The sequence below is a fragment of the Pseudoalteromonas sp. NGC95 genome (genome assembly GCF_015864705.1).
In the GTDB taxonomy this organism is placed as follows: Bacteria; Pseudomonadota; Gammaproteobacteria; order Enterobacterales; family Alteromonadaceae; genus Pseudoalteromonas; species Pseudoalteromonas arctica.
In genome coordinates this window covers 79,952-96,224 of the sequence record NZ_JADYWR010000008.1, presented here as the reverse complement: position 1 = coordinate 96,224, position 16,273 = coordinate 79,952, and the positions used below count along the sequence as shown (strand labels likewise).

Genomic DNA, 16,273 nt, shown 5'->3' with positions numbered 1-16,273 from the left:
GTAAACTCATACTATGCTCAATTAGCAGATATTATAGTCACAAGGAAGGTATTTGGACACTAAAAACACTGAGACCTTCGTATTAATTAATATATAATTTGCCACTCTTTCATTAGAGATTTAAAGTTCTAGCAGCTGCATTGATCTAAACTTAATTTTATAGCGTACTAAGACGACTAATCACCAGCTATGTAATGAGTTAACGCAGGACTCATGTTAGTATTGATTTTAGGTTCATATAAATAATGAACATATAGATATTAAACTTCCATTAACATATAATAACCCTATATTACTAATACCAAACAACTAGAAAATCGGAACGCATCACTTTGAGCCACAGTTATAATCTAATAAAAATGAATTATTAATGAAATATATTTTATACCTTGCACTTTTAGTGTCTGCTCATGCATTCTCAGCACCTGTAAATAATAGTATCGCTTTTTACTACTCAGCGCCGATGCCATTAGCCGAAATGACCTTTTATTCTCGCGTTGTAGTCCAGCCTGATCTTGTGACTGAGCACGAACTTAATTGGTTTAAACAGCGTAATATTGCTGTTTATGCTTATTTAAGTGTTGGTGAGTCGTTTAATCAAAGTGAGTCATCACTTAGCATAAACCCCAACTGGAATAGCCACATTGCGGATTTAACATCAGCACATTGGCAACAATATATTGCAAATAGCGCTGCGGCATTAAAAGCACGTGGCTTTAGCGGCTTATTTTTAGATACCCTTGATAGCTATCAGCTATTAGATGCTACACACAGTAAACCCGATCAACAAGCTGGGTTAGTCACCATAATAAGCTCACTATCTGAGACTTTTGATAAGCACCTTATTCTTAACCGGGGCTTTGAGTTATTGCCTAAACTCGCTAATTTAGCCAAAGACTTAGTTGCTGAGGGTTTGTATAGCCACTTTAATCCGACCGACAATAGCTATAAACTGACCAACAAAAACGACCAAGATTGGCTAAGCGCACAATTAAAAACAGCACAAGACTTAGGCCTCAACGTCCAAGTTATTGATTATGCAAAGCCCGATAATCGCCTCGCTATGGCACAAAATATTATAGACGCTGGTTTTAATCCATGGGTAACCGATGGTCACCTGCAAACATGGGGAACATCATCAATTACACCAGTGCCTAGGCGCATCCTAATTCCGTACAACAGTAACGTAAAGCCACTCATTTACACTACCGTCCATTTAAAGCTTGCGACCATGATTGAGTATTTGGGGTACATACCTGATTACATAGATATGGCAAAGCGCGATTTACCTTTGGTTGACCCTAGCTTACATGCTGGTATTATTTCGTGGACCTCAAGCGACGCATTTTACACTCCAACACTTACCAATTGGCTTGAAGCTAATTTAGGTGTGGTGCCAGAGCTTATTTTAGGCGAGTTACCACAATCAACTAAATTATTATTAAGCTTGGGTATTGAGTCGTTAAACACACTGCCTGAAGGTCCATATAAACAAGATAGCTTTGCACCTTGGCTCAAAGGAGAATCCACAACACCTCCCCCTATTGTTAAACCATACTTACTCAAATTAGCAACTGATGCGACTCCTTTAATTACAATAAAATCATCGGATGACACAATAGTTGTACAAGCTGCTAAAACTAAATATGGTGCAGTCGTAGTTGCTCCTTGGCTAATTGATACATTTCCGATGGAAGGCAGCAAATGGGTTATTGATCCGCGTACACTACTAACTCAGGCTATGGGACTACCGCCTATATTAGTGCCAGATACAACCACCGAAAGTGGCAGGCGAATGCTAACGCTGCATATCGATGGAGATGGATTTACAAGTGTTGCCCATTACGAAGGTAAGCCTTATTCAGCAGAAGTAATTCGAGATGAAATAATTAAACGCTATAAACTGCCTTTGACGTCATCTGTGATCCAAGCTGACATTGAAGAAGGCGGTATTCACTCTAAACAAAGTGCCAAACTTGAAGGCATTGCACGTAGTATTTTTAACCTACCTTACGTAGAAGTTGCTTCGCATACTTATAGTCACCCCTATTTTTGGACAGCACTGTCTGGGCGAAAAAAAATAGATGAAGACGACACCGATTACGGTTTTCATCTAGATGTACCTGGCTACAACACTATCAGCCTTAAAAAAGAAATTACAGATTCAATAAAGTACATTGATGAAAAGCTCACACCTAAAAATAAAAAAACAGTGATGATACTTTGGTCTGGTGATGCAACTCCTGGTCCTAAAGCACTTGAACTTGCTCGTGATGCAGGTGTGTTAAATGTCAACGGTGGTAACACTGATGTAAATGCCGATAATCCTAGCCTTACACATATATCACCTATTGGCCGACCTGAGCGTGATTTGCTGTATCAAATTTATGCCCCCATATTAAATGAAAATGTTTACACAAACCTATGGCATGGCCCTTATTACGGCTTTAGACGTTTAACTGAAACTTTCGAAATAACAGAAAAACCATATAGGTTAAAACCTTACACTATTTACTATCACTTTTACTCAGGCGAAGTTCTTGCGGGTTTAGACGCTCTTAAACACAACATAGATTATGTTTTAGCAAGACCAAATACGCCTGTGCATTTAAGCCATTATGCAAAAGTAGCAAAAGATTTTTACTTTTCTGCACTTGCAAAAAACAATAATAATGAATGGTTATTTAGCTCAAAGTACATTCGTACTCTACGGATACCTACCGATTTTGATGTGCCAAACATAGCTCAAAGTGAAGGTGTATCGGGTGTAACTGAAAAAGGTGACTACATACATATTATAAATAACATAGCTCGCCTTAGCTTTGATCACAGCCAAAATAGTAAAAAACCTTATTTAGCGTCTGCAAATGTTGTTATTAATAACTGGCAAGTTAACGGGCCTGTTAGTTTTAAAGCGTGGGTACCCGCTTCACTTGATTTAATGAATGCACGCTCTTGCGAATTTGTATCTAATTTGGGTGAGCACTTTAAAGGTGTAACACGCGCTAATGTGACACACTTTAATCTACCAAAGGGTCAATTTTATGGTTATCTTAACTGCAATGGAGTCGCTCGATAATGAATGTTAAAAAGCGCCCTCAGTTAATTTCTGTAAAAACAATATTAGCAATATTAGCTGTAAGTTGTTTTGCACTTTATGCATTATTTCCTCACACCTTATTTTTTGAAGATGATGAACTTTCACAAGATTATACCTTTGAAAAATCGTACCTTAATGCAGCGCTCAACACAGAGCCCGACAACGAAAAGCTACGCGCAAAATTAGTTGAGCTGCATATAGGGCTTAGTGAGTATTCACAAGCCACTAACGAGCTTGAAAAACTACCTAGAGGTGAGCGCAAAGCGACGCTTGAAATAAAGCTGCTTTACTCACTATGGCTAGCAAGCGGGGCTAATATTGACGACCGCTTTGAAGAACTATCTTTAAAAATAGGTGCTCATAAAAATTGGAACGAACAAATACTAACTATTGCAAAAGCAGTTGGGTTAAACGCAAAAGTTGCTCAGTACTATCAAAAAAATAAACAGCCACTCCTTGCAGCCGATTACTGGTTAAGCGCAGGGGAACCTGACAAAGCACTCGCAATTTATAAAATAAATATAAATGCTGGCATTGCAGCTAAAGCGATTGAAACTGCACTGGGCGCAAATAACCCGATTCAAGCTTATGCATGGTGGAAAACCTATGGCGACCAAGCCGATGTTAAACGCACCCTTTATTTAGCTAACTTAGCTGGCAACACAGAAGATGCAGCTCAGGCCATTGAAAGCTTATTAAAAGCTGAGCCAAATAACACCGACTACTTAACACAAGCTATGCACCTGCGTTTAGCAAATGGAAATGCAAAAGGGGCAGAACAATTACTCGCACAGTTATTACTACAGAGCCCAGATGACAAAGAGCTACATTTATTAAATTGGAAGATAAAGCGCTGGCAAAACAAGCCTAAAGAAGCTCTTCGAGAATTTAAATGGCTAATGTCTAACAAAGCAGTAACTCCTGCGATGCTTACCGACAGTATTAACGATGCCACCGCTTTATATTTATACCAAGATGCTAATGATATATACGAATACAAGGCGCAAAACAGAAGTCTGAAAGGCAATGGTTTTGCTAATTGGATGCAAGCTAACGAATTTATTGGTAACACAAAGCAAGAGTTAAACAATATTGAACGCTTTGAGCAAATAAATGGTAAAAGTGTATTATCACAATACTGGAAAGCAAAAGTGCTTCACGATACTGGTAATTTAAAAGCCTTAAGGGTCTTGTGGCCTACATATAAAGGGCCTAAAAATGAAGAAGATTTACTTTGGATTGCCCGCGCATTTTGGCTAGAAGATGACTTTGCTACAGCTCTGCAAGTACTAAAAAGCAAGCAAGAAAGTTCTGACGATGAGTTTTGGAGCGCCAATGTAGACATGGCAATGCGAGTCCAAGACAAAGCTCATGAGCTATATGCATTAGAGCAGTTACAAAAAATAAGCCCTTTAAGCGTAGGCGACATGTTGCACTACCAACAATTACGCTTTGAAGGTCGGCCTCAGGAGCTTCTTGATTATTTATGGAAAAGTGCGTCGCAAACTGACCGTCAATTGATTCAAATTGCATTATTAAGCACACAAGTAAATGATGCTAAATCAGTTGCACGTATTCATGCTGAACTTGATAAGCAGCGCTACAATAAAGCCCTCTACCCTGCTTGGTTAATTCTTTCTAATTGGTATCAAACCCAAAGTGATTTAAATTCAGCTTATACAACTTTAAACCGCGCCGCTAAATTAAGTGAATATGACTCTGATGTTGTGCTTGCACAAGGTTGGTTAGCGCTGCAAATGCACGACACTGTGATGATTAGCCGCATTTTAGCTCGCTATTCTCAAAGCGATCCTTCCTATGCGTGGACCCAGCTATTAGCAAGCTTATCTATTCACGAAAAATCATATAATAGTGCTTACTTTTATTTGCGTAAATTAGCCATTGCAGATCCAAGTGACTTAACAACACTGGTTAACTTAGCCGATGTAATGAAGCAACTTGGTTATTATGCAAATGCTGCTGAACTTAATCACTATTTACTGCAACATTTACCTAAAGATAAATATGCATACAGAGGCTTAATGTTCCGCTGGGCGGGCGCGATGGCTGTTCCTCATTTAATGCAATTAAACACAATGGAAGAACTTGCCCCCGACACTATTGGTGAGCCCCAAACAAACTGGTGGTTAGCGCGCAGGGCTGCACAAAAATTAGAGCCATGGCAAAAACTACAACTTTATATGACCAACGGCGAATTTAATAAAGCGAAACAGCTTATAGCTGAAGGTTCACTAAGCAAATTAGATGAGCTAAACGCCCTACTCTATTTAAAACAACCCTATGCCACCATGCAACGTTGGTACGAAGAACTCACTGGCGAGGCAAATGAATCGCAATTGAGTTTACTCAGAAATGCACGCGCATCCTATTTTAGAGCGCTTGAAATAAACCTATCGCCAGAGGCTGGTTTAAACAGTAGCCAGTACGATGTAAACGTTTATTTTCCTTATGCTAAGGGGCAATGGAAATTAAGTTTAAGTAATCAGCAAAATCTTGATAACAACGGATTACTGTTTGCGATAGAAGATAAGATGACATTTGGTCGTTGGTATTTTGATGCAAAAATAGATTCTCACCAAGGCAGCTTAGTTAGCCGTCAAGGTTTTAGCTTGGACTCTCGTTATCAATGGGATTCGCGTACACAGGTAGGTTTAAAGCTTGAATATAATGTTGAAAACCGCCAATCAGAAGCGCTACTTAGCTATGCTCAGCTAGATAAAGCCACGGCCTATGTTAACTACAATATTGATGGTAGACAAAACGTACAGCTATCAGCAGCAGCGATGTCTTTTTCTCGAAGAAGCGATGGCAGCTCACTAATAAATGGCCAAGAATATAATGCACGTTACCAATACAGCATTTTAAAAGACCGCCCAATTTGGAACGCTTATTTTAGTGCACAGTGGCAAGACTTTGAACGTGTAAATGCATTAATAAATACAGAATCAAGACCGCTAAGAGTTGACCTTCAACCATTTAGACGTTTTGCACTAGGGACCTCATTTGCTTCAACTGGTTCTTTAGAACCTCCTTATTTAGGCGCAAGCCCTTCATGGTTATTTGATATAAGTACTGGCTATCAAACACTTAACGATACAGTAGATGTATCAGTTTCAAGTGGCGCTGGTTGGTCTGTACTGGGCGATGATTTATTTAAATTACAGCTGGGTTACCAAAGTAGTAATAAAGTGGGTAACTCAGATACACAATTACAATTAGGTTATTACGTACATTTTTAATGTTAGGAGAGAGTATGTTTCGTTTAATTATACCGTGTTTGGTATTACTATTATCAGCATGTACCACCAGCAGAGTTGCTGATGATGTAGAGCTTAGCCCTTCAAAAATTGTGGCATTAATGCCACTTGTTAATCATGCTCAAACACCGCTTGCAGGTGAGCGTGCTGAAGATATTTTAGCCAGTATTTGGCAACAAAATAAATTACCAACTCTTATACGCGCACCTCGCGTAAACACCAAAGAGCTTCCACCACTGGACGATCAATACCGTTTAGACAATGCTATGCAGTGGTTAAGCACTCAACAAGCTGACTATGTACTAACAGGCAGCATTGAAGAGTGGCGCTACAAAGCTGGGCTTGACGGCGAACCCGTTGTTGCACTTACATTATCACTCACTGAAAATGGACAAACAACGCCGATTTGGACGGGTACTATTGCTAAAAGTGGTTGGGGCCGCGATAGCATTGCAGCAACAGCACAAGATGTGATTGCCGATTTAATTTCTTATATAGAGGTTAGTGAGTGAAAACACATTTCCTTAGACCAAGAGACGTTCCTGAGCTACAAATATGGGCTGAGGTATTTATATTTACCGCGCTTGCTTTAGGGCTGCCTGTATTATTTAACGCAGAGGACCCATTTTGGACTGAGGGAGGGTTTTCGTGGCCTGTACTTGGCCCACTTTTAGTTTCTCTACGTTATGGCTTTTCAAAAGGCTTTATTAGTATTTTATGTTTGCTTGTTGGTCAACTTTTTTTACTTCAAGCAAATATTTTATCACCACAAAGCGACTTCAATATTAACGCCATGATTGGCTACATTATTGTAATTATGATCACTGGCGAATTTAGGGATGTGTGGGAACGTACTAATCAACAACAAAGTATTCAGCTTGAGTACGTAACCGATCGCCTTGAAACATTTACTCGTCAGTATCACTTAATTAATTCATCTCACGATAGAATAGAGCAAATGCTTGCTGGCCATACGTTAAGTTTGCGTGAATCGCTACAAGCAGTAAGAACCTCTATCGGGCTATTAAAAGAAAGAAGACTTGATAGCGCAGCGCAAAAAATAATCGACCTATTCGTTGAATATGGTTTATTAGAAAGAGCGGGTTTATATAAAGTTGAAAACGACACTGTTTTAGAGCCACCACTTGCCTCTATTGGCCAAATGGGTCAAATAGCTGAAAATGATCCTCTTATATTAGCGATGATTGAAGAAAAAGAATTAGTATCAGTAAAAGACGCAAAAACTGCGTTAGGTATAAGTAAATACCATATGGCAATCCCACTTATCGACGTAAATAATACAATTTATGGCGCTATTTTAGTTGAAAGAGTACAATTTTTTGCGCTTAAAAATACCACTCTTACACTACTTGCTGTTATGGCTGGGCATATTGGCGACCTACTGCGCCATGAAATAACAAACCCAGTAATGACGTATGAAGAGTCTCCATACTTTATTCGCCAAGTTAAACGCGCGAATAAAGAAGCAAAACGATACAATATTCCATCGCAGCTGCTAAAAATAAAAGCCAATAATATTACTGATAAATCGACTCAACTTATGAGTTATTTAAGTGAAGCACGCCGTGGTTTAGACATTTATTTGTATGATAATCAAAATCAGGTATTACTGCTATTAATGCCATTAGCTGATGAACTTGAAAAAGCAGGCTTTATTGCCCGAATGAACACCTGGTGTAAAGAGCGTACGGGTAACACTTTAGCTGAGCTTGATATTGTTATTGAGCAACAACTTGCACTACCAATAAGCTCAGATGATATAAAGAGATTGGTTTCACTTTCATGATTATAATTATTGTAGCGGCTATTTTAGGGTGTATTTGCCAGTACTTTGCACTAATAGAAGTACTGGAAACACCTAATTGGTTTTTAGCTATATTATTGCATGCTATTGCTAGCATCCTTTTTGCTATTGTTAGTTATGTTTTTATACCTAAAAAATACAAAACGACTCCTTATAGCTCTTTGCTACTCATGTTTTTATTATTGTTTACATTACCAGTACTTGGAATTATAGGTGTTGTAGTAGCGCTTACGTTTGCTCTTTGTAAACCTCTCAAAAACGACGAGATAGAAATAGAAGAGCATAAAATACCTGAGCTTCCTTTTGAAGCCAGAGCAATATCAGCAAACCCGACCTATTCTATTGGCGGACTTAAAGCAATTTTGAAGCACGCGAGTGAACCAAATAAACGTTTAAGTGCTGTAATGGCAGCTCGTCACATGAGTGACTCACAAGCTATTCCTATTTTAAAGCTAGCACTTAAAGATTTAGAAGATGATATTCGACTACTCGCCTACTCAACCCTTGATGGTAAAGAAACCAAACTCAACGAAAAAATCAGTTTGTATCAGCAAGAAATAGCCGTTACGACTAAGCAGCCTAAATTGAGTAATTTACAAAAACAACTAGCAGAACTGTATTGGGAACTAAGCTATTTGGGCTTAGCCCAAGGAGCACTTCGTAAATACGTTTTAGAAAAAGCCGAAGCACTTGCATTGCAAAGTGTTGAACACGTTAAAACACCTGCAACCTTTATATTTTTAGGCCGTATATCTTTAGCCTTAGACAAATACGAAATAGCCCATGAGTACTTACTTAAAGCAACTGAGTTTGGTATGGCAAGGCGTCATGTTCTCCCTTATAAAGCCGAAGTTGCCTTTTGTATGAACAAGTTTGACGACTGTAAACGCTATTTAAAAGAACTCCCAGAACAACCTAAAGGCAGTGAATTACGTCATTTGCAGGAGTATTGGCATGAGTAATAAAAATGCAGACATTTTACTGCTTTTGGAAGGTACCTACCCTTACGTACGTGGTGGTGTATCTAGTTGGGTTCATCAAATAATTGAAGGGTTACCTCATTATAACTTTGAGCTTGTTTTTATAGGTGGAGCACCAGAGCATTATGGCGAGATTCAATATACTTTACCTGAAAACGTTACCAAGCTGCATGTTCATTATTTAGTGGAAAATGATACTTCTGAAATAAAAGCTAAGCATGGCGTTAAATATAAAAAAGAGCTCTTTGATTTCTGGCAACAACTACAAAATTATTTTAGAGATTGTAACGAGCCTATCCCGACTGAATTGTTAAAATTTGCATTTGAAACTTTGGCTAAAAAAGACGGTATTAACGAAGCTGACTTTTTATATAGTGAATCATCGTGGCAAGTGCTCACTAATTACTATTCAACTTTTTGTGATGAATCCTCTTTTATTGACTTTTTTTGGTCATACCGCAATTTATATAAACCGCTATTTAAAATAGCCGAAATTGCACGTGGACTTCCAAAAGTTAAACTTATTCACTCAATATCTACCGGGTATGCTGGTATTTTAGGATCTGGTGCCAGTGTAATAAGCGATACTCCCTTTTTGTTGACCGAACATGGTATTTACACCAAAGAGAGAAAAATAGATCTTATTCAAGCCAGTTGGATCAAAGAGTCTGAGCAAAGCCTAGGTAAAAACTTAAATACCGAGATGGGCTTTATTCGCCGTATGTGGATCAGCTTTTTTGAGCAAATTGGCCGAACAACATACCAAGAAGCAGATAAGATCATTTCGCTATACGACGGTAATAGGCAGCGCCAAATAAAAGATGGTGCAGCGCCAGAAAAAGCATTTGTTGTACCTAATGGTATTAAAACAGTGCGCTTTATTGAAGCGCTTGATCAGCGTCCAAAACAGATACCACCGGTTGTTGGGTTAATTGGACGTGTAGTGCCTATAAAAGATATTAAAACCTTTATACGTGCGATTAAAGAAGCGCAATCGATATTACCAGAGGTCGAAGGCTGGATCATCGGCCCTTATGAAGAAGATCCGCAATATTACAAAGAGTGTGAACTACTTGTAGGCAGCCTTGATTTACAAAACAGTGTTAAGTTTTTAGGTATGCAAGATATTACCAAAATTTTGCCTAAGCTCGGAATTGTTGCTTTAACCTCGATTTCCGAAGCGCAGCCTTTAGTACTTTTAGAAGCAATGGCGGCCGGTGTGCCTGTACTTGCTAGTGATGTTGGCTCGTGCCGCGAAATAATCGAAGGCGGAACCGATGAAGATAAAGCATTAGGTAAAGCCGGTGAAGTTGTCTCAATTGCTTCACCTAGCGAAACAGCACAACAAATATCAAACATGCTAACAAATGAGCAAGCTTGGCTTGAGTATCAAAAAAGTGGTTTAGACCGCGTACAAAAATTTTATGACGAGAGCCACATGTTTGCCCGTTACGATAAACTTTATAAGGATACAATGGCATGGCCGGAATAGGTTTTGAGATACGAAAAATTCTCAAAAAAAATACCCTGCTCTCAGTTTTTGAAGCATACGGCTACGCAGGTTTAATAGGCTCAGGCCCCTGGCTGCTCTCTATTGTAGCGTTAATGCTAATTGGTATTTTAAGTTTAGGAATTGTATTACCTAAAGTACTTATTATTCAATTTTTAACACTTGTTACCTACATGATGGCCGCCTCACTTATTTTAACGGGTGGCTTGCAGTTATTACTAACTCGGTTTATTGCCGATTTGTTTTTTCAAAAAGAAGAGGCAAAAGTACTCCCTAATTTACTTGGTGCACAGCTTGTAACAACAATAGCTGCTCTATTAGTCGGCTTAGCTGTATGGCCTATGCTCCCTATACCCGTTGTTACTAAGATTATAATTTTAGGTGCCTTTGTAAGCTTATGTAATCAGTGGCTTGGCGCTATTTTTCTATCGGGTATGAAAGAATACCGGTTAATTTTAATAACCATGCTAAGTGGTTACGCCTTTATGGTATTACTTGCATACTTATTAAGAGACTGGCAGTTAGATGGCTTATTTTTTGCGTTTTTTGCAGGCGAAGCTCTGCTCTTTTTTAGCTTTTTGTTTATGATTATTCGCCGTTATCCTGGTGAAAAACTTATAAGCTTTGACTTTTTAAGCAATAAAAAAGTGTATTACAGCCTATTCTTTTGTGGTCTGTTTTATAACATTGGTGTGTGGGCTGATAAAATCATTTTTTGGTATTCGCCAAGCACATCAATTCAAATTATTGGCACGTTAAGAGCTAGCCCAATTTACGACTTACCTATATTTTTAGCCTATTTGTCTATTATTCCCGGTATGGCAGTATTTTTAGTAAAAATGGAAACCGACTTTGTAGAAGAATACGACCGTTTTTACACAGCTATTCGTGGTGGCTCATCTCTTGAAGAGATCTACATATTAAAAGACAATATGATCCAAACTGCACGTGCCGGTTTATACGATATATTTAAAATTCAAGGTATTACCGTTGCCTGCTTATTATTATGGGGTGAGCAAATACTTACCTTTATTGGCATTGATCCAAACTATAAAACGCTTTTATTTATTGATGTAGTCGGTGTAGGGGTACAAGTTATATTTTTATCTATTTTAAATATTTTGTTTTATTTAGATAAACGCTCAACAGTGCTATTTTTAGCGGGGTTATTTTTAGTAATCAATGTTGTTCTAACTTTGTTATCAATTGCTTTTGGACCGCAGTTTTATGGCTATGGCTTTGCATTAGCGACTATTATTACCTCGGTAGTAGGGTTGTTTTGGCTTTCAAAACAATTTGAAGATTTAGAATACGAAACGTTTATGCTGCAATAGCATAATATAAAAACTTAGCATAAAGGCTGTAAGCTACAGCCTTTATCGTTACGTTAAAAACTCTAATAAACCGCGCTCAAACCGACTAAGATACTTTGTTTTACGGGGTAATTTAAAATTGTCGCGCCAATGAGTTTGTTCTGATTCATTTTTCTTACAAAGCTCAATAACATCAGGGTGAATATAAGAATTACGCGCTATTGTTGGCGTATTCCCAAGCTTTGAAGACACTTCATCAAGCATTGTTTTTAATGTAATAGCGCCTTTTGCTTCATACACTTCTTTAAAAGCAATCACACTTGCTCGCCATGTTCTAAAGTGTTTTGCGCTAAATTCTTCACCCATTATATTTTGAATATACTGATTGATTTCAGTAGAGGTAACGTTAGAGCGCTCCCCCCCTTCTATATATTGAAACAAGTGTTGGCCGGGTAAGTCCTGAAGTTCCTTAATAACACTACTCAATGCTTTATCCGTTATATTTACTTCCCTTTCTTTGCCTGACTTTGCACGGTATTTTAATCTAATATTTTTACCTGTTAATTTTGCATGCCTTGATCTTAGGGTTGTCGCTCCGAAACTTTTATTTTGTTTTACATTACGTTCATTCCCCACCCGTAAAGCACCTAAATCCATTAATCTAACAATGGCTGCTAAAGTACGTTCATAATCGAGCTCATCACCTTGCAATGCTTCCATTAATTGAGCCCTAAGTAACGGCAGCTTATGTCCAAACACACTACAAGCTTGATACTTTTTAGCATCTTGTTGTTGTGTAAATAGTGGATGATACCGGTACTGTTTTCGTCCTTTACTGTCGTAACCTGTTGCTAAAATATGCCCATTTTCTTCAGGGCAAAACCATACACTTTTATAAGCAGGCGGGAACGCGAGTGAATTTAAGCGCTCAATAACGGCCTTCTCTTTAATTATTTTTCCTATTGGGTCAAAATACTGCCAATGTTTGTTTTTTTGCTTTCGGGTAATTCCGGGCAAACTATCATCAACGTAAATCAATTCCATCATTCCTCCTCAAGCATTTAAAAGAGATATTGTTAACTCGCTTAAGCTTATATTTCAAAGCATAGAATGTACCACTTTAAAATAACCTTAAACTGAACGACTTTATTGATATATAATCAAAAATTGAGCAAAAACAAAAATACGATATATATAATGGTTATTATAACTACGCTTATATTCTCCCTTAATTGGGCATGCTGTTTAAAAGGAGCATTCAATGGCTTTTGATTATGGATCGATTGATCTTGGACTAAAAAACCCCTTCAAACTTGAAGGTAAAGTAACAGCTGTAAGAGGACTCATTGAGTCTATAGCGGGTATCAGTTTACTTGTTATTGCTGCGGGCTCAGTAAAAGAAGATACAACCGCTGGATGGATTTTAATGGTGTTTGGCATGCTTATTTTAGCATTCGGCATTCGCTCACTTTCAAGTGGTATTTATGCAACTCTTAAATATTTTGTAGGCAGAAACCACCCTACTTCACTTGCTTATAACTACAGCAAATCACAAGCATCAACCGCCCAAGAAGAACAAAAAGAAGTAGCCTACACCGCGCAATCACTCGAAGAAATGCTGGTTGGTCGTAAAAACAGTACGTTTAAAGAGCCTAATGGTTTTTTATCACGTTTACTTCACAGCTTAATCCCTAAGTTATTATTCCTACCTTATCCTATTCGTAATGTTGCTCAGCGCTTATTTGGCTCATGGGTAAGTACCCTTGTTGCACTTATTGCTTATGGCCTTGTGGCATTTGTATCTTTATCGGGTTTTACCGGTGAAGCAGGCGAATTAGCATTTCCTGTTTATAGTGCCATATTAATGTTCTACGTGCTTTTTTCGTGGCGCTCTACGGGTAAACCTATTTCTAGGAACGCTGAAAAAAATATTGAAGCACTTGGTACCGGTGCACTCGCTAAAATTATTTCTTTATCTTTTATTCTACCAATCGCTATTGGCCTTTCGATGTCATGGCTGATGAAAGAACAACACATTAGCAAACAAGAAATAGATGGCTGGATTGAGCAACTACCTAGTCTTCATGCTGGCATGTACTTAATTGCGATTATTGTATTAGCCACTCTGAGCTGCGCAATTGCTTTTATTATGATTAAAGCGCGTTTAAATGCAGTTACCCCTTCTGCTGAAGTATCAGAACTACGTGAAAACTGGCAAGAGTCTGTTCATCCAGACGAAATTTTTATAAACCTAGACAACCTAGTAATGGCTAACCGTCGTTATAAAGAAGTACCTAACAGAGTTTATCGCGAATTAGATCCTAAGCTTCAAGAACAAATTGAAGGTAAAGGCGGTTTTAAAGGTGAAATGATCCAAGAGATTCAACCTAAACTGCACTCAATAGACTTAGGTAAAAACTTTACGCTAGCAAGGTTACTTGCTTTAGTAAGTGGTAACTTGCTTTATATTGTAGCGTTAGCATTTACTGTGTTTTTAGCGTATTCGTTTATTAATATTTATCATTACGTTGACGCTGCAAATATTAGTAGCTTTAAACAAGCATTTAATAACCAACATGTTATTCAATTTAGTGAGCTATTAATGACAAGCTTTCACTTATTGCTAATAGGTATACTTATTAAAGCATTTGCGCAATTGCTTACAAATACAGCTCATCTATTTTTTGCTGAAATGCAGTTTGAATCACTACTAGTGTACTTTAAATGCGAAGGCACATTTACTGAGTCTAAAATATCAACAGGTACTGGTATTCACGATAGTACTCGCTCAGAAAATACTTTAGTACGCAGTAGCATAACGCCTTGGATTATTGTTTCTCGTGTTATTTCTACTACGTTTGCAGCAACAGGTATGAAAAATCTTGAACATCCTCGCCATATTATGGAAATGCATAAAGACGAAGGACAATTACAAGCAATCAAAAAAGACGTTATCGCGTTCTTGAAAGACCGTGAATCTATCGCCTCAATCACCAGTGAGCGTGATTTAGGTAATGCGTCACAAATACATCAATTAAACCAGCAAACGCGTGCTATACCTACTCAGCAAGCGATAGCTAAAGATGACGAAGAAGCTGCAGGGTATTTAAGACAAGAAGAAAACTTATCTCCCGAGCCAAAGGGTTAATTAACTTAAACTCTGGATTATTAGTATTAATGCCACCTTGTAAATTAGGTGGCATTTTTTTATCCTTTATTAACCTCTATTCAATACCTTTTAACTTTACTACCTCTTTTATACTCAACAACATGATTAATATTGGATTAGTCCACAAAGCCCTTGCTTTATGTGCCAAAACACAAATAATGAAGTATTAATCACAGGGTAAGAATGAGGACAATGAGCTATATACTAACCACCCAATGTGCTGACGACGTAGGCTTAATAGCTAAAATCACAGGGCTTTGTCATAAAAATAATTTAAATATTACGCGTAACAACGAGTTTGTAGATAAAGACGCACAGCGATTTTTTATGCGCACAGAGCTTACAGGCGAGCCACAAAGCGACTTTTTAGATCAACTACGCGCACTGTTGCCACAAGGCGCTAAACTTGCCCTACATTGCGGTGCAAAAACTAAAGTAGTTTTACTTGCAACTAAAGAAGCCCATTGTTTAGGTGGTATGTTGCTAAAGCAATTTGAACAAACTCTTAATATTGAAGTATTAGCAGTTATTGCTAACTACGCTGATTTAGAGCCTTTAGCAAAAGGGTTTGATGTGCCCTTTCATGTTGTATCGCACGAAGGACTAACTCGTAGCGAGCACGATCAAAAAGTAGGTGATTTAATTGCCAGCTACCACCCTGATATTATTGGTCTTGCCAAATACATGCGTATTTTAAGCCCTGAATTTGTGGGTCGCTTCGAAGGCAAAATAATTAATATTCATCATTCATTTTTACCCGCATTTATTGGTGCTAAACCTTATCATCAAGCATTTGAGCGCGGCGTAAAAATTATTGGTGCTACCGCTCACTTTGTGAATAATGAGCTTGATGAAGGCCCTATTATTTTGCAGGATGTAACAAGCGTTACACATGCTAATACCGCCGAAATGATGGCTAAAATGGGTAAAGATGTAGAGAAAACAGTGTTTTGTAAAGCGCTCCAACTTGCATCAGAGCATAAGCTATTTATTAATGGTAATAAAACTGTAGTGTTTAGTTAACCTAATATCCTTCTTCGAAAATAAGCCCTAACTGTTTTATGTCTAACCTGAGTAGACTTACTACAGTTTGAGCTT

The 16,273-nt window shown here is 38.0% G+C and carries 10 protein-coding genes; 9 read left to right on the top strand and 1 reads right to left on the bottom strand.

The window, feature by feature from the left end:
* The first annotated feature begins 370 nt into the window (after window positions 1-370).
* From I6E70_RS09375 to pelG, 7 genes are read left to right on the top strand one after another with little or no spacing between them, the layout of a single operon-like run.
* The gene (locus tag I6E70_RS09375; RefSeq protein WP_024591498.1) at window positions 371-3,079 is read left to right on the top strand and encodes an endo alpha-1,4 polygalactosaminidase; all 2,709 of its coding nucleotides are present in this window, start codon (window positions 371-373) and stop codon (window positions 3,077-3,079) included.
* Window positions 3,079-6,360 (top strand): tetratricopeptide repeat protein, encoded by a 3,282-nt coding sequence (locus I6E70_RS09370; protein ID WP_197188583.1) that lies wholly within the window; start codon window positions 3,079-3,081, stop codon window positions 6,358-6,360. The genes I6E70_RS09375 and I6E70_RS09370 overlap by 1 nt, the downstream gene beginning before the upstream one ends.
* A gap of 14 nt (window positions 6,361-6,374) precedes the next feature.
* Window positions 6,375-6,890 carry a hypothetical protein gene (locus I6E70_RS09365; RefSeq protein ID WP_007584808.1) on the top strand — a complete coding sequence of 172 codons (516 nt, stop codon included), beginning with the start codon at window positions 6,375-6,377 and terminating at the stop codon, window positions 6,888-6,890.
* Complete coding sequence (locus I6E70_RS20860) at window positions 6,887-8,185, top strand: PelD GGDEF domain-containing protein (protein ID WP_007584806.1); 1,299 nt, start codon at window positions 6,887-6,889, stop codon at window positions 8,183-8,185. The genes I6E70_RS09365 and I6E70_RS20860 overlap by 4 nt, the downstream gene beginning before the upstream one ends.
* Window positions 8,182-9,165: a HEAT repeat domain-containing protein gene (locus I6E70_RS09355; RefSeq protein WP_197188582.1), complete on the top strand. Its 984-nt coding sequence runs from the start codon at window positions 8,182-8,184 to the stop codon at window positions 9,163-9,165. The genes I6E70_RS20860 and I6E70_RS09355 overlap by 4 nt, the downstream gene beginning before the upstream one ends.
* Window positions 9,158-10,675 carry a GT4 family glycosyltransferase PelF gene (pelF, locus tag I6E70_RS09350; protein WP_165722858.1) on the top strand — a complete coding sequence of 506 codons (1,518 nt, stop codon included), beginning with the start codon at window positions 9,158-9,160 and terminating at the stop codon, window positions 10,673-10,675. The genes I6E70_RS09355 and pelF overlap by 8 nt, the downstream gene beginning before the upstream one ends.
* The gene (pelG, locus tag I6E70_RS09345; protein ID WP_197188581.1) at window positions 10,663-12,027 is read left to right on the top strand and encodes an exopolysaccharide Pel transporter PelG; all 1,365 of its coding nucleotides are present in this window, start codon (window positions 10,663-10,665) and stop codon (window positions 12,025-12,027) included. Before pelF ends, pelG begins: the two co-directional genes overlap by 13 nt.
* A gap of 48 nt (window positions 12,028-12,075) precedes the next feature.
* On the opposite strand, the gene I6E70_RS09340 is transcribed toward pelG, so the two are convergent.
* Window positions 12,076-13,050, bottom strand: coding sequence for a DNA topoisomerase IB (locus tag I6E70_RS09340; protein WP_010554450.1), 975 nt, complete (start codon window positions 13,048-13,050; stop codon window positions 12,076-12,078).
* A gap of 217 nt (window positions 13,051-13,267) precedes the next feature.
* Between I6E70_RS09340 and I6E70_RS09335 the strand changes: the two genes are divergently transcribed.
* Window positions 13,268-15,154, top strand: coding sequence for a hypothetical protein (locus I6E70_RS09335; protein ID WP_197174149.1), 1,887 nt, complete (start codon window positions 13,268-13,270; stop codon window positions 15,152-15,154).
* 213 nt (window positions 15,155-15,367) lie between these two features.
* Window positions 15,368-16,198 (top strand): formyltetrahydrofolate deformylase, encoded by an 831-nt coding sequence (purU, locus tag I6E70_RS09330; RefSeq protein ID WP_197174148.1) that lies wholly within the window; start codon window positions 15,368-15,370, stop codon window positions 16,196-16,198.
* The last annotated feature ends 75 nt before the right edge of the window (window positions 16,199-16,273 follow it).